This window comes from Nostoc sp. (assembly GCF_036916655.1).
Taxonomy (GTDB): Bacteria; Cyanobacteriota; Cyanobacteriia; order Cyanobacteriales; family Nostocaceae; genus Nostoc.
Genome location: NZ_JBALFY010000117.1, coordinates 15,347 through 30,110, shown reverse-complemented (window position 1 = coordinate 30,110; position 14,764 = coordinate 15,347). Strand labels below are relative to the sequence as shown.

Genomic DNA, 14,764 nt, shown 5'->3' with positions numbered 1-14,764 from the left:
TAATGCGATGCCTACGGCGGGCAAAGCTTACGCCAAGCAACTGAAGTGATAGACTAGAACTAAAGCCCCCCTAGCCTCACCCAAGGAGGGGAAATTAAGTTCGCTAACCTGGCTTACAATCAATTTTGGAAATTATTCATCTAACGATGGTAAGCTGAGTAAGGCAATATCTGGAAAATGCCAGTGTTAAGCAATTCCAGAAACTTAGCGTAAGTTCATTATTCTTGGCGACTGGGGTAATAAGCAAAGTAGCTGAGTGTCGCAGCAGTTTTCCTAGTATGTCTAAATTGATTTTCTGGGGAAAGTGCTACTTGTGCTATTGTCAAGAGTTTCTTGACAGCCTCGAAAGCAGTGAGTGCTTTCTTTAAAAGTGCGTAGTTTACCGCCGTAGGCATGGCCTTTATGTTATCTAAAGCTTTTCCTCAGATAACCCATCCCCTCTTCTTCTGGGAAGGATGGTAGTTTTTAAAGGACAAGGCTGGGCATAAGGTGTGCTTTGCAAGTTATAGAGGCAGTACGGAATTAGCTATGGCTGTTTTACCAATCATTAGTAGGATTAGGTAAAGGCAGGCAAAAAAGACACTTCATCAAATGCACTGGCGGTTGAGAAAACACTCTACAAAATTGGTCTGAACAGTTTAACAGCTTCCTGATAAATTAGATACAATTAGCATCTGTGTTTACTTGGGTGATTGCTTATTCAAAGCATGTACTCGAATTGACAAGCTGCCTCACTAACCGATTTGACATAGCAATAAATGTTTTCACCTGCTAACTCTGGCGAAAATTTTTAATTCAGGGCAAATTAAGACTTATATTCAAGGGGCTTGGGTGTTTCTTGGAGATGAAGTCAGCCAAAAAGCTAAAAAAGATGTGTCTGATGTCAAAAACGCAGATCGGATAGGAGGATGAAAATCTAAAATATATATTAAGAAGAAAAACAACGACCATCGACAACCGTCAGTCTATTTTACTTTCTGTAAAGCGTCACCGGGTTGTTACCAGTGCTGAAACACGATTACATGCAAGTTTCCCAGGATCAGCCGATTCATTCTGAGGCTCCACTCCAACTGCTGCTGTTTGTCGATGGACGCCCCAAGTCCCGCCAACAGGTACAGCGAATCCGTGCTTACTTAAAAGAATTGCAGGCTGAGTATAGTTTTGAACTTCAAACTATTGATGTTGGACAACAACCTTACTTAGCAGAACACTTTAAATTAGTAGCAACGCCAGCTTTAATCAAAATCCATCCCGAACCACGACAGGTTTTAGCTGGGAGTAATATCATAGCGCAATTGAAAAACTGGTGGCCTCGCTGGCAAGCTGCTGTAGACGCCTATTTAAAATTACAAGAAGACTTACAAGAACGTATAGATGATACTGCAAGGGCCACATCATCCAAATCTACTATCCGTTCTGTTGCTGTTTCTGCTGAACTAATCCGACTCTCAGACGAAATTTTTCGCTTGAAACAGGAAAAAGATAACCTCCAAGAGCAGTTACAGTTTAAAGATCGGGTGATTGCAATGCTGGCGCACGATCTCCGCAATCCGTTAACTGCTGCCGCGATCGCCATAGAAACTCTTCAATCTAACTACAATTTAGATACAGGTCAATTTCAACGCCTCAAACCATCCTTGACCGCACATCTCTTAAAACAAGCCCGTAATCAAACTAAGATTATCGATCGGATGATTGCCGACCTTTTGCAGGTAGGTCGTGGCAAAGATACAGAATTTCCTATTTTACCACAAAAAGTACAGCTAGGTAAACTGTGTATAGATGTACTAGAAGAATTGTGCGATCGCTATACCGCCAAATCCCAAGAGGTAGAAACGGATATTCCCAGTGACTTACCTTATGTATATGCCGACCCAGAACGCATCCGGCAAGTGCTAGTAAATCTATTGGATAATGCCATCAAATACACCCCAGAAGGTGGGAAGATTAGCATTGCTGGACTACACCGCACTACTCAAAAAGTTCAGTTTAGTATTGGTGATAATGGGCCTGGTATTCCTGTAGAGAATCGCGATCGCATCTTTGAAAACCACTTCCGCCTACAACGGGATGAAGGTACAGAAGGTTACGGCATTGGTCTTTGTCTATGCCAACGTATCGTCCTAGCACACTATGGCCAAATTTGGGTAGACTCTGCCCCCAATAATGGAGCATGGTTTCACTTCACACTACCAGTTTATCCTTCTTAGGTAATGGGTATGAGGCATTAAGGCTTGGTCATTCACAAATGACAAATGACAATTAAGTACTTGAAACAAAACGATCGCGCCCCCCGGCTTTTGCTTGATAGAGTGCTTTATCTGCCAGCACAATCAAATCCGAAGGTGAGGATTCCCAAGTGGGGACAACAGTTGCCACACCCATACTTAGGGTGACATGCTCACTCACCAGAGATCCGTCATGAACAATTTGCAAATCTTTGATTCCTGCTTGTATCGTTGCAGCAACGTGAAGTGCGCCAGATGCAGGAGTGTATGGCATAATCACAGCAAATTCTTCGCCACCATAACGCGCTACTAAATCCTGATGTTTTTGTGCCTTAAGACTTAAGACAGCACCCACCTTTTGTAAACAGACATCCCCAGCTGGATGGCCATATCTATCGTTATAAAACTTAAAAAAGTCGATATCACACAAGATCATCGACAGAGGAGATCCCTCTTGTGCGAGATTAATCCACTGAGTATTGAGATAATCGTCAAAGCGGCGACGATTAGCCAACTCAGTTAAGCCATCTACATTGGCCAGGTGATGCAAAGCTTCGTTTGCCGCCTCTAATTGTTTGTATACTTGCGCTTGCTGTAACAGTCGGCGTAATCGCTGGCGCAATACAGGCCAGTGAATTGGCTTAGTAACATAATCAGTTGCGCCAGCGTCAAAAGCACGGTTTACGGAATCCTCATCATCCAAGCATGTGATCATCAAAATGGGAGTGCGCTCCCATATCTTGGATATAACCGTATTGTTAAGGGCCGAGTCACTATCAAAGTTTGCAAGGGCTGATATTAAATTATTCCTAGCAATTTGGAGCAAGTGCTTACAGCAGGTAAAGCCATCCATTACAGGCATGACAGCATCTAGCAAAACTATATCTGGTTTGATGGTCTCGTAAGCATCTAAACATTGCTTGCCATCATTGACCTCGATCACTCGATAACCTTCTTGTTCCATCGCTTTACGCAACAATACGCGCATGGTCTTGTCATCATCAGCCACTAGAATCAGTGGCGGTTGCTTAGTAGAAAGAGGAAATGGGCTTATGCCTGACATGAGTTGCCTTCCACTTGCGGGACTATCCTGAAAAAGGCTGTACAACTCGATCGCATGGGGGCGATCGCTATTTTCATCAATGCCAGGATTTGCGGTGGAGGTGTGTCTAGCTTCACAATCAACTGTTTTTTGGCAATGGACTGCTCAATATTCTTGAGCCAAGCAAGCGGTAGATAACTAAGTTGCATAGACAATCTATAATTGGAACACGAAGGCAATTATTACCTTTTTGTTCGGCTGTGGTTATGGGAGGAAATGTTACTTTTATATTTCCCAATTGTTAAAGTTAAATTACAACTTTTTTGAGAATTGCAAATGGATACCTTACGCATTTAGTTTTGGAGTTACTTTAGGAACCTAGTAAGACAGAACAAAGCAATTGCTAAAATGCCCTCAAAAGATCGCTAATACTAAATTCTCAGATCGGCTGACTTAAATTTATTCAGTCTATTTGGTAAGGTTTGCTGGGGTTTAGTATAATAACATAAGGTTGAGATTAAGCCTGTACAAGGCTTGATTCTCCATTGATTTTAGGTTAATAAATTAAGTAAAAAATCTTATTTAGTTGTATTCAGAATATTGAGTTATAAAAAAATATTTTTTTGTAAGAAAATGTATATAAATATACTAAAAGTTAAATTATCTAATATATTGGACAACTAAATCTTAGAATTTCTTCACAGACTGCACATTAAAATTGCCATCTTAACTAAACAAACAAAAATTTTTTCAAAACTTTCCACATCTATTTACCTTTCCTAAATCCTTAAAATGCCAGACTTATTAATGTATCAGCAGGATAACTTTGTTGTTCTAGAAACCAATCAACCAGAACAATTTCTGACACTATCAGAGTTATTAAAAAAGCTCGAAACAACTCTTCAAAAACTCATAATTCAAGATTTGTCGCCTGACCTACAAAACTTTGATACTGTGGAAGCTCAAGCACAATATTTACTCGACACCACCTGCGAATTAGATATTGGCCCTGGACAATATTTACAGTGGTATGCAGTTCGTTTAGAAAAGTAACTTTTTGGTCAGTGATTAAGAGAATCCCAAAAAATAAATTTTTCAATAGTTAGTAAGGTGGAATAATACTTGCCTAAGTTGCCTAGATAGTCGGCTTCTTCAAGAAGTCGGCTATCTAAATCGTAGATAAAGGCATGGAGTTAGAGTACAATAATTTTTGCTATTGACTACTGACTAAGGACTCTTTTTGAGTATTAATCAACGCTAGCTCAATTGTATTTTCAGACGGCTGTGTTATTTGAATCTCCAATCCAGGGCCAAAATAATTGGTCATTTTTTCCTGCTTTTTTTGCCACACATCAAATGGTATTAGCGGTGAATCAAATTCTAAAATTAAGGCATAGCTCCCATTCACTTCTGTTTCTCGCAACCCTGTTACCGTTGGTCGTTCCTGGTCTGTGGGACTTAAACCTAGAAAAGAAAGTGTTGTATCTAGATGAGCGTCTTGACCATAGCAATATCGGGTGATGTCTTTGCGAATTTTATTTTGAGTTTCAGTTGCTTGCTGCTGGCGTAGTATCAATGCTGAAGGTGATGTCGTTTGGCTAAAAGGTACTGGCTTAAGTTCATTAGCTTTTAGCGCCAGCCCTCCCAACAATAGAGGAATCCCGTAAAAAAATCCGACAAGATTGAGTGTGGCATTATTATCAGCATAGGCAATGAAGCCAATGACGGTTAATATACCGCCGATAGTTAAACCAAGTGTTCCCAAAGAGATTTGGCGTAGCATGAGCTTAAATTAGTATAAAGTCAGAATACCTTAGTTTTATTATCGTCGGCTATGAGCAACAAATTAGGGAAGAACATCGTTCGTATCTGGTAAACTGTTCCATATTTAAATTGCATAAGCTGGGCGCTCATGTTGCCCACCCCACAAGAGTTATGTTTAATTCGATTCTGCAAATTAGATGTTCTTTAGCTCAGTTAAAAGGACAAACAGAATTTGCCCTAGCTCTAAGTTGACACGTATGAGTAGGGTTACGGAATATACAGGAAGTTTCTAACCAAGAAAAGTTACTCTCGTGGACTACTAAGGGCGTACAGTGGCCAAAATATTAGATTTTGAGTTAACTTTAAATTTAAAGGTAGTTAAAGATAGGAAAAAATAATGGATTTACAGACTATAAAAGAACGAATTGTCGCAGTTCAAAGTAAACGGGAGTACTTGTTAAGTCTACTGGAACAACCAAACCTGGGAACTTTGAGAGTTGACGTAAATCAAGCTTTGGAAGAACTAGATGAATTAATTGATGAATTTAGACGCACCATTCCCGTAGAGTAGAAAATATCAAAAATTGCGTCGGTTTAACCTTCAACTTCAGGCTATACCGACGCTTTTCATTACTATCATGTCCTCAAATCCCCAGAATTAAACTAAACCTGAGTTGACGAAGCAACATAGCTTAATCGGTTTATCCTGCTACTGAACCATCTGCTGCACGCTTACCTAATTGTCTAACTAAGGCAATAAGTTCACTTGTAGGTACATCTTTCTTACAAACGTCATCAAAGCTAGACATTTCTTTTGTACCCTGGAAATTCACGTCTTCTACTGAGGAGTAAGCAAGGATTTGGGTATTGGGAGATATAGCTTTAATGTGACTAGACGCACTCCAGCCATCCATTACAGGCATTTGTAAATCTAGAACAATTACGTCAGGATGGCAACGTTTAACCATTTCTATAGCTTCTTCACCATTACTGGCTAAACCCACTACTTGAATATTTTCCTGGCAAGAAAAAACCAATTGTAAGGTTAAACGAGTCAGTTCGTGGTCATCAACTACTAGAACACGCAAGGTAGAAAGCTCACAGGATAACATTAACATTGAGGGGAAAGACAAATTTATTCAGAATAACCCCTCCAGTTTATGGGAACAAGTACCAGCACTAACTCTATCCTATGGTTGAATAACTTGTGTGAACCCATGACAAAAAACCTAGACAACTGCTCAAAAAATTCAAGTTTTTCAAAATTAACTAAGTTGAGCTAGTTGTCAAGGTATAAGTAACTTATTTTTTAACGCTTCGCAGAAGTTTGCAACCTCAGCGAAGCAGGTTGGATTGCTTCACTCAATCAGGTTTGAGGCTACACAAGTTTAACGTAATGCCATGTTCATAATAATTTTTTGTGAGTTAGCTTCTGGAGAATCATCATAAGGACGACGTTGAATATAACTGCCATCGGCTTGTAATTCCCAAGCTTGGCGATTGTCTGCGAGCATAATTCCCATAATTTCTTGCAAATCTTTTGCAATATCTGGATCTTTGACTGGGGTAATTACTTCGACTCGACGATCTAGGTTGCGGCGCATCCAGTCGGCACTACCGATATAGATTTCCTCTTGGGTATTGTTATGAAAATAATAAATCCGAGAGTGTTCTAAAAAGCGACCGACAATGCTAATGATGCGAATGTTTTCACTAATGTCTTTGATTCCTGGACGCAAACAACAAACGCCCCTGATAATTAAGTCGATTTGCACTCCGGCGCGGGAAGCTTCATATAGGGTGGCGATAATTTCTGGATCAACTAGGGAATTCATTTTGGCAACAATGCGTCCAGAAAATCCATTTTGAACATTTTCAATTTCGCGGTTAATTAGTGCTAAAAAGCGATCGCGCATATTCACAGGTGCAACCAGCAACTCTCGATAAGACTTTTGCAGGGAGTAGCCTGTCAAGAAATTAAATAAATCTGTGATGTCAGCACCCAATTCTTCACGGCAACTGAATAATCCCAAATCTGTATACAGACGTGCAGTTTTGGGGTTATAGTTACCAGTGCCAATATGTACGTAGCGACGTATCCGGTCTTTTTCACGCCGTACTACCATAACGGTTTTACTATGAGTTTTCAGCCCCACTAAACCATAGACAACATGAACTCCAACTCTTTCTAGTCGTTTTGCCCAGTAAATATTATTTTCCTCATCAAATCGCGCCTTTAATTCCACTAGTACGGATACCTGCTTGTCGTTTTCGGCAGCGGCAATTAAGGCGTTGACGATGGGTGAGTCACCAGAAGTCCGGTAAAGAGTCATCTTGATGGCTAACACATTCGGGTCATAGGCGGCACTAGTAATAAAGCGCACAACGGTTTCCGAAAAGGATTGATAAGGATGGTGTACTAGTAAATCCTTTTCTCGAATCACAGCAAAAAAGTCTTTTCCTTCGTCCGTCTCCAAGACATCTGGATCTAAACTCGGTTCTCTTAGCCTTTGCAAGCGTAATGGGACAACAGATTGGCGTGGTGGATCTTTGAGTTCTGGCAATGGCAAGGACATGAAATACATCAAATCCCGTAGTCCCAAAAGACCATCTACTTCGTAGAGATCGCTTTCTGTTAATTCCAAATCTTGCAATAATCGCGATCGCACTATTTCGGGAGTCTGGGATTGAATTTCTAGCCGGACTGGACTCCCACCCAACCGCCGTTTTCGTAGTTCCTGTTCGATGGCTAACAGCAAATCATCTGCTTCATCTTCTTCTAAGACCAAATCAGCGTCACGGGTAATGCGGAATGGATGATATTCTTGAATGTTCATCCCTGGAAATAGAGATTCCAAGTTATGAGCGATCACCTGTTCTAAAGGTACTCCAGTCCAGTTGGTGGGTTTGTCGCTGTTCTGATCTCCCAATTCTGGCGGTATGGGTAAAAATCGTGGTAGAACGCTGGGGACTTTCACTCTGGCAAATAATTCTTCTTCGGTGTCTGGGTTTTTGACCACAACAGCCAGATTCAGACTGAGATTAGAAATAAAAGGAAAGGGATGACTAGGATCAACAGCCAAAGGAGTTAAAACCGGAAAGACTTGTTCCTCAAAATAACTGTTGATATGAGTTCGCTGTTTTTGATTTAAATCTATGTAATCCAGTATATGGATGCCGTGATTTGCTAATAAGGGTCGAAGTACTTGCTCAAAATGTTGGTGCTGTTTCTTGACATGGGGAATGAGGGTAGACCTAATATCGTCTAACTGTTGTTGTGGTGTCCGACCATCGGGGGTTAACAGACTAACTTTCGCCTCTACTTGTTGCTTTAAACCAGCAACCCGCACCATGAAAAACTCATCCAAATTGGAGTTAAATATTCCCAAAAACTTGAGGCGTTCCAAAAGAGGCGTGCGATCGTCACAGGCTTCATGTAACACCCTGCCATTAAATTCTAGCCAGCTTAACTCTCGGTTAAGATAATATTGTGGATCGCTGAGATTGATGGGGGTAGCGCTTTTCTTAGATTTTGCCATAATGACTTAAAGGCAGCAAATGTAGCCCATTGAACTGGGGGACAATAAACATAGTAAGTTAAATGGTACTTGAGCATAACGCTGAGGCAATTTTTTACTGTGCTGGTTCTCTACCTTGCTACTGGTAAGGGACAAATATTTCACCTCACTTACATTCCTTTCTCCTCATAAATTTTTGGTTTTGCGATCGCAGTTAGAGAGACACGCTAAATCGCCGTCTGTACAAAGAATTTATCTATCAATTCTTTATTGACAGACTACTAGTCTTTATTGACAGACTACTAGCGGATGCTTCGCGATCGCGCAAGGCGTTTTTTTCCGAGAATCATTCTACTCAACCCATAACTAGATTTTATAGCCCGTTTAAATTGTGTGGAATATGGTGGGGTATACAGTTGTGCATCTCTATGAATATTGCATCTAGACGAGAACTGTAATCAGTCTGGGAAGTCAAATTGTTGTCCACAGCATATTACCTATAAAGATGCACTGAAGATTTAGCAAAGATTATGATATGGACATTTCTGACGACTTATGACGAATTATTAAGCTGTATTTACAGAGAATTATGGTGTAATAAGCGGTCTAAAGCCTTACCTCAATTGCTTTCTATATTTTGTTTTCCATAATACAAAATTTGGTAAGGATTGCCACAATTTTCATACAGGCATTAAATAGATAAAAGCCTCGTTTTATCTCTATTCTATAGGTTTTTTGGCGCTATATTTAAGTTCCACACTCACAATTTTATCTATTAGTTTTTTTAATTTATGACTGCTAAGATTTTGAAAAAATCCAGTATTGTTACTGAGAGTTTTCTAGAAAGCAATGGTTATATTGAAAACGCAAAGAGAAACAACACGAGGAGTTTGTTAATCATGAAAATTTCTGCAATTCTCAAAGGAAGCATCTGCTTGTTAGGTTTGGTTAGCGTTGGTAATATCCTAGCTGCACCAGCAAGTGCAGGGCAAGCAGCAGCCCGTGGTGCTGTAACTATTGTTAGAGCTTCAGGCGCTTCTATCAGTGTTAGTGGTGAATTAACTTTGCCCAATAACGCATACTACGATCAGACTCTAACCATTACACCTGCCATTACTGGTACACCAGCCGCAGACGATGAAGTTGTAACTTCTCTAATAATAGACCCAGGCACACCTAACGTTACAAACCTCTCTACTAGCAGCAATCCTTTTGTAGCTTCAGCAGCAGCAGCATTAGATGCAGCTGTAACTGCTAACGATATTGGCGCACAAGCAGCGATTATCCGGGCTGGTGCTGGTGCTAATGGCTTAGGCGGTTTAGAATAGATTAAGTTTTTGCTTCGTAAGTACTTACAAAGTTTTTTGCAACTGACAGAACAGTTAAATAAATATAAAGACAGGGAAGAGAAACAGCAATGCTATATCTCTTCCCTATATTTGTTTGTCTTCACTACATTCCCCTGGCAATGACAAATTATTGACCAATTTCTGAATAAACCGTCAGCTTTTTTATCCTTATAAGGTAGTAAATAAAGCTCATTCAGATTATCAGTTATTCGGAGTAAATACAGACTACTTATGGTTGTCATCATATCTTTGAATACAATTCGATGCAATCTCAGTGGATGTATGAATAACAAAATTAATTCAAATATTCTTGAAACTAATGCTAAAAATACGCGCTTATCTGTCAAAGCTATTACTAATGGCTATCCAGCTTGTAGCTGCTGTTAATTAAAAATAATCTCAATAAATTGCTCTAAAAAATAGAGACTATAGAGATACTTAACTCTTACTGTGTAAGACTTTGATACACTTTATTTGTGTTTATTTGTATTTTGAGGTCTACATTAGAAGTCATAGAACTTGATGTAATAAATTATCTATGACTTACGATAACCGCGCCGAAGTACGAAAAGTTTTAATTATTACCTTACTACTCAACCTGTTTGTACTGGGATTAAAAGCACTCGTGGGCTACTGGACAGGTTCTTTAAGTTTGCTAGCTGATGCCTTGCATAGTGTGACAGATAGCGCTAACAATATTTTAGGATTAGTTGCCAGTAAATTTTCTTCTCCACAACCCGATCGCGAGCATCCCTACGGACACCACAAATTTGAAGCTGTAGGCGCTCTAGGAATTGCCTCATTTTTAGGAATAGCTTGTTTTGAAATTCTGCAAGGAGCAATCGAGCGCATTCTCAAAGGTGGTGGTGAACCTGTGAAAATCTCGCCACCTGAGTTGTGGTTATTACTAATTGTGCTGGGTGTGAATATTTTTGTGGCGTTTTATGAACGTGCTGTAGGTAAACGGGTAGGTAGCTCAATTCTCATCGCTGATGCTACACATACCATGAGCGATATTTGGGTGACAATCTCTGTAATTGGCGGCTTAATAGGAGTTTGGCTAGGTTATCAATGGATGGATTTGGTGTTAGCTTTTCCTGTAGCTTTGTTAGTATTTTGGAGTGGCTGGTCAGTTTTAAAAGAGAATTTGCCTTGGCTTGTGGATCAAATGGCGATCGCACCAGAGGCAATACATGCGATCGCAACTTCTATTCCAGGCGTAATTAACTGTCATGCGATCGCTTCTCGCGGTGTTCTTGGTCGTCAAGTGTTCATTGAAATGCATTTAATCGTGGATGCAGTAGATGTAGAAACCGCCCACCACATCACCGAAGAAGTAGAAAGCCGATTAGAAGAACGGTTTCGTCCAGTAAGGATTTTAATTCACGTCGAGCCACCAGCATATAAATCTGAGCAAATTAGTTTTGAAGCGAAGGGATGAGGAGTGAGGGACAGGGGACTGGGGATTGGGGATAAAGCAAGGGAGAAAAGTTTTTCCCTCAGCAAGAGCAGCACCCTGCTCCTCTGCCTCTTTTCAATGCCCAATGCTCTGTTCCCAATACTTATATCTTTGTGTCAACTTTTATAAGATGCAACCAAATTAGCGACGATCGCAACTAGTTCTCCTGGATCAACCGGTTTAGGGACATGAGTTTGAAAGCCTGCTTCCAAAGCGCGGCTACGATACTCGCTATCGCCATAAGCAGTTAAGGCGATCGCGGGTAGTTTTCCATAAATATCAGGCTTCAGCGCCCGAATCTTGCGGATAAGAGTGTAGCCATCTTCACCAGGCATCGCAATATCACAAATCAAGACATCTGGTTGCAACTCAGGTAATACTTTCAATGCTATTCCTGCGGATGCAACTGCCGTAATTGCAGCTCCATCAGCTTCTAACACGGTAGTAATGTAAAAACGGCTATCATCATCATCATCAACTACGAGGATGTTTAAGCCAGCAAGGGGAAGAGCAGGTTCCATAACATCTCCATAAACGTTGATTTAATGAAACTTATTTCTAATAATCTGCTTATTATTTTTTATGCCACCATACCTTTGGTAATTTTACTGCGATCGCGCCTATTTTCCTAGACAATAACTCAATTTTTTTAACCACCATCCAATTGATGATTAGTTATTCATTGGTATTTATAATTATTGAGTAGATAAAATTATGTTAGTGTTTAACAAAACAGAATTCAGGAGCCAGAATTCAGAATTTAATTATGTGCGACTGGGCGGGTGAATAAATGGGTTTAAGTCCCCCACTAAATCGGAGATATAGTGATGCAACAATTGAGTTACAGGTTTAATCCCCCACTCATTGATTCTGATTCCTGTTAGCGATAGCGGGGCGTTTAGCCCATTCTGACTTCAGAATTATTCTTAAAATTCCTTTATATTTAAAAAATTATCTTTCATAAATAGCTGAAGTTCTATAGGATTACTATTTGATTTGTGAAAAGATACGTAGTTGCATATCAAGGCTAAAATGTTACAAAAAAAATGTAGGTTGAATGAGGCTTTGCCAAAGCCAACATCCTGATATATGCTGGATTCCACCCAACCTACGTCTAATGCACAATTTTTTTGCTTGCCACACCAGTAGGGTGAGCTACGCGAAACGCTAACACACTACAAATACTTAATTTTTTCAAAAATAAAACTGGATTCCTATAGAATAATCTTGCTGATTAATAACCGCTTTATTACTAAGCTGTTCTATATTTAAATTCCATATATTGGGCGGGCAAGATGCCCACCCCACAAGAGTTATATTCAATTTTATTATGCAAATTAGATGTTTTTTAACTTAACAGGTTTAGATTTTGATCGATTCTTTAAAATTTAAAGGTAGTAATACCAAAGTCAAAAAAATAGACAATACCGAGGCTTTAAACAAGTCAGTTCGGCATTGTCACTTTGAAATACAACTGAAGCGCAGGCGGAGACACTCTGCCGCAAGTCTTTAATTAGGAGTCAGAAGTAAACTAGATTTTATCCTTGATTATTAACTTGCAACCTGCTGTATATGAATCTCAACTAATACAACCAATCTGAATTAGATGAAAGATTCATATCAAAACTTGATTACTCCCATTCAATGGTTCCAGGCGGCTTAGATGTGATGTCATAAACCACCCGATTAACGCCTTTGACTTCATTCACAATCCGCGTGGAAATCACTTCTAGGACATCGTAAGGCACTCTCGCCCAATCAGCAGTCATGCCATCTTCACTGGTAACAATCCGCAAAACAATGGGGTAAGCATAAGTACGTTGATCTCCCATAACACCAACACTACGAATTGGCAGCAATACAGCAAATGCTTGCCAGAAATCATGATACATACCGCGTTGGTTAATTTCTTGCCGGACAATCAAATCTGCATCGCGCAAAATGTTTAATCGCTCAGATGTGACTTCCCCCAAGATGCGAATTGCCAAACCAGGCCCAGGAAAAGGTTGCCGTTGGACAATTTCTTCTGGTAAACCAATGGAACGCCCAACTCTGCGGACTTCATCTTTAAATAGTTTCCGCAGTGGTTCCACCAATTTAAATCTGAGGTCTTTGGGCAAACCACCAACATTGTGATGACTCTTAATTTTCACCGCTACCCGTTCACCACTTTGGGGATCAACGTTGGTGTCAGCAGATTCGATCACATCTGGATAAAGAGTTCCTTGAGCTAGATAGTCAAAGTGACCGAGGCGCTTGGATGTTTCTTCAAATACGCTGATAAATTCGTGTCCGATGCGGCGGCGTTTTTCTTCTGGATCTGTGACATCAGCGATCGCAGCTAAAAAGCGATCGCGAGCATTAACATATTCTACAGGAATGTGAAATTGCTCTTGAAACAGCTTTACCAATCGCTCTGGTTCATACTTTCGCATAAAGCCTTGATCGATAAACACGCAAGTTAGTTGCTCACCAATCGCTTTATACAGCAAAAAGGCCAAGGTAGAAGAATCCACTCCCCCAGACAGCGCCAACAACACCCGCTTTTCGCCAACTCTGGCGCGAATTTCTCGAACTGCATCTTCGACAAAAGCTGCTGTTGTCCAAGTGGGTTCGCAATCGCAGATATGGTAGACAAAATTACGAATTAATGCTATCCCACCAATAGAATGCACTACCTCTGGATGAAACTGAACGCCGTAAAGTTTCCTTTCGTGGTCGGCGATCGCAGCACAGGGAGTATTTTCGGTATGTGCCAGCAATTCAAACCCTGATGGCATTTGGGTAACTGAGTCTCCATGACTCATCCACATCGTAGTACCATCTTCGACATTAGTGAGCAAATCTGTGGGATCGTCAATATATAATGAGGCTTTGCCGTATTCACCGCGATCAGCCTTTGCCACTTCGCCACCGAGTTGGTTTACCATCAGCTGCATCCCATAGCAAACACCCAAGACGGGTATTCCCAAATTCCAGATTTCTGGATCGCAATGGGGAGCCTTCTCACCATAAACTGAACTTGGGCCACCAGAGAGGATGATTCCCTTAGGATTGAGTTGGCGCAAATGTTCAGAAGTAGTGCGATAGGATAAAACTTCGGAGTATACTTGAGTCTCGCGGATGCGACGGGCAATTAGCTCAGAATATTGAGAGCCAAAATCCAGAATTACAATCAATTGACGATCAAGCCGCCCAAAATTTTCCAATGTTTGGGGCGCTTGTTCAGTTGGTAGAGTCACCGCTGTATTCATGACGGGAGAGTTATATCTGTTAAGGATAAGTAGATGCTTTGTGGTCTATGGAGATGCTATTATTCAGCCTGGACAGGCTGATAATGGTATAGAAAGCCTTGACAAACGCGAGTTTATGTGCGTTTGTCAAGTACCGGAGTCGGAGATGGT

The 14,764-nt window shown here is 40.5% G+C and carries 13 protein-coding genes; 5 read left to right on the top strand and 8 right to left on the bottom strand.

Annotation, left to right across the window (positions count from 1 at the left end; genetic code table 11):
• Window positions 1–218: 218 nt before the first annotated feature.
• The gene (locus V7L31_RS30570; protein ID WP_334699708.1) at window positions 219–395 is read right to left on the bottom strand and encodes a hypothetical protein; all 177 of its coding nucleotides are present in this window, start codon (window positions 393–395) and stop codon (window positions 219–221) included.
• A 609-nt stretch (window positions 396–1,004) separates the two neighbouring features.
• Between V7L31_RS30570 and V7L31_RS30565 the strand changes: the two genes are divergently transcribed.
• Window positions 1,005–2,210 (top strand): histidine kinase, encoded by a 1,206-nt coding sequence (locus V7L31_RS30565; protein ID WP_334699707.1) that lies wholly within the window; start codon window positions 1,005–1,007, stop codon window positions 2,208–2,210.
• A gap of 52 nt (window positions 2,211–2,262) precedes the next feature.
• On the opposite strand, the gene V7L31_RS30560 is transcribed toward V7L31_RS30565, so the two are convergent.
• Both V7L31_RS30560 and V7L31_RS30555 read right to left on the bottom strand, forming a co-directional pair.
• Window positions 2,263–3,291: a PleD family two-component system response regulator gene (locus tag V7L31_RS30560; RefSeq protein WP_334699706.1), complete on the bottom strand. Its 1,029-nt coding sequence runs from the start codon at window positions 3,289–3,291 to the stop codon at window positions 2,263–2,265.
• Window positions 3,279–3,479: a hypothetical protein gene (locus V7L31_RS30555; RefSeq protein ID WP_334699705.1), complete on the bottom strand. Its 201-nt coding sequence runs from the start codon at window positions 3,477–3,479 to the stop codon at window positions 3,279–3,281. The genes V7L31_RS30560 and V7L31_RS30555 overlap by 13 nt, the downstream gene beginning before the upstream one ends.
• Window positions 3,480–4,062: 583 nt before the next feature.
• On the opposite strand from V7L31_RS30555, the gene V7L31_RS30550 reads away from it, so the two are divergent.
• Window positions 4,063–4,323 (top strand): chlororespiratory reduction protein 7, encoded by a 261-nt coding sequence (locus V7L31_RS30550; RefSeq protein WP_334699704.1) that lies wholly within the window; start codon window positions 4,063–4,065, stop codon window positions 4,321–4,323.
• Between the two features lie 160 nt (window positions 4,324–4,483).
• On the opposite strand, the gene V7L31_RS30545 is transcribed toward V7L31_RS30550, so the two are convergent.
• Complete coding sequence (locus tag V7L31_RS30545; protein ID WP_292849317.1) at window positions 4,484–5,053, bottom strand: DUF2854 domain-containing protein; 570 nt, start codon at window positions 5,051–5,053, stop codon at window positions 4,484–4,486.
• A gap of 378 nt (window positions 5,054–5,431) precedes the next feature.
• Between V7L31_RS30545 and V7L31_RS30540 the strand changes: the two genes are divergently transcribed.
• On the top strand, window positions 5,432–5,605 hold the full coding sequence (locus V7L31_RS30540; protein WP_179066585.1) for a hypothetical protein: 174 nt from the start codon (window positions 5,432–5,434) through the stop codon (window positions 5,603–5,605).
• A 130-nt stretch (window positions 5,606–5,735) separates the two neighbouring features.
• On the opposite strand, the gene V7L31_RS30535 is transcribed toward V7L31_RS30540, so the two are convergent.
• Together V7L31_RS30535 and ppk1 are read right to left on the bottom strand one after the other, a co-directional pair.
• A complete protein-coding gene (locus V7L31_RS30535; protein ID WP_334699703.1) occupies window positions 5,736–6,152 on the bottom strand; it encodes a response regulator in 417 nt (138 codons plus the stop codon).
• Between the two features lie 270 nt (window positions 6,153–6,422).
• Window positions 6,423–8,573 (bottom strand): polyphosphate kinase 1, encoded by a 2,151-nt coding sequence (gene ppk1 / locus V7L31_RS30530; protein WP_334699702.1) that lies wholly within the window; start codon window positions 8,571–8,573, stop codon window positions 6,423–6,425.
• Between the two features lie 878 nt (window positions 8,574–9,451).
• On the opposite strand from ppk1, the gene V7L31_RS30525 reads away from it, so the two are divergent.
• Both V7L31_RS30525 and V7L31_RS30520 read left to right on the top strand, forming a co-directional pair.
• Window positions 9,452–9,880, top strand: a complete 429-nt coding sequence (locus V7L31_RS30525; RefSeq protein WP_334699701.1) for a hypothetical protein — start codon at window positions 9,452–9,454, stop codon at window positions 9,878–9,880.
• Between the two features lie 559 nt (window positions 9,881–10,439).
• Entirely contained in the window at window positions 10,440–11,342 is a 903-nt protein-coding gene (locus V7L31_RS30520; protein ID WP_334699700.1) for a cation diffusion facilitator family transporter, read from the top strand.
• A 134-nt stretch (window positions 11,343–11,476) separates the two neighbouring features.
• Here the strand turns inward: V7L31_RS30520 and V7L31_RS30515 are convergent, their stop codons facing one another.
• Both V7L31_RS30515 and guaA read right to left on the bottom strand, forming a co-directional pair.
• Window positions 11,477–11,881, bottom strand: a complete 405-nt coding sequence (locus tag V7L31_RS30515; protein WP_334699699.1) for a response regulator — start codon at window positions 11,879–11,881, stop codon at window positions 11,477–11,479.
• 1,110 nt (window positions 11,882–12,991) lie between these two features.
• The gene (gene guaA / locus V7L31_RS30510; protein WP_334699698.1) at window positions 12,992–14,614 is read right to left on the bottom strand and encodes a glutamine-hydrolyzing GMP synthase; all 1,623 of its coding nucleotides are present in this window, start codon (window positions 14,612–14,614) and stop codon (window positions 12,992–12,994) included.
• Between the last annotated feature and the right edge of the window lie 150 nt (window positions 14,615–14,764).

Coding starts and splice junctions, on each gene's coding strand:
- V7L31_RS30550 (WP_334699704.1), top strand. CDS start 4,063: ATGCCAGACTTATTAATGTATCAGCAGGATAACTTTGTTGTTCTAGAA.
- V7L31_RS30525 (WP_334699701.1), top strand. CDS start 9,452: ATGAAAATTTCTGCAATTCTCAAAGGAAGCATCTGCTTGTTAGGTTTG.
- V7L31_RS30555 (WP_334699705.1), bottom strand. CDS start 3,479: ATGCAACTTAGTTATCTACCGCTTGCTTGGCTCAAGAATATTGAGCAG.
- V7L31_RS30545 (WP_292849317.1), bottom strand. CDS start 5,053: ATGCTACGCCAAATCTCTTTGGGAACACTTGGTTTAACTATCGGCGGT.
- V7L31_RS30540 (WP_179066585.1), top strand. CDS start 5,432: ATGGATTTACAGACTATAAAAGAACGAATTGTCGCAGTTCAAAGTAAA.
- V7L31_RS30560 (WP_334699706.1), bottom strand. CDS start 3,291: ATGTCAGGCATAAGCCCATTTCCTCTTTCTACTAAGCAACCGCCACTG.
- V7L31_RS30570 (WP_334699708.1), bottom strand. CDS start 395: ATGCCTACGGCGGTAAACTACGCACTTTTAAAGAAAGCACTCACTGCT.
- V7L31_RS30520 (WP_334699700.1), top strand. CDS start 10,440: ATGACTTACGATAACCGCGCCGAAGTACGAAAAGTTTTAATTATTACC.
- guaA (WP_334699698.1), bottom strand. CDS start 14,614: ATGAATACAGCGGTGACTCTACCAACTGAACAAGCGCCCCAAACATTG.
- V7L31_RS30535 (WP_334699703.1), bottom strand. CDS start 6,152: ATGTTAATGTTATCCTGTGAGCTTTCTACCTTGCGTGTTCTAGTAGTT.
- V7L31_RS30515 (WP_334699699.1), bottom strand. CDS start 11,881: ATGGAACCTGCTCTTCCCCTTGCTGGCTTAAACATCCTCGTAGTTGAT.
- ppk1 (WP_334699702.1), bottom strand. CDS start 8,573: ATGGCAAAATCTAAGAAAAGCGCTACCCCCATCAATCTCAGCGATCCA.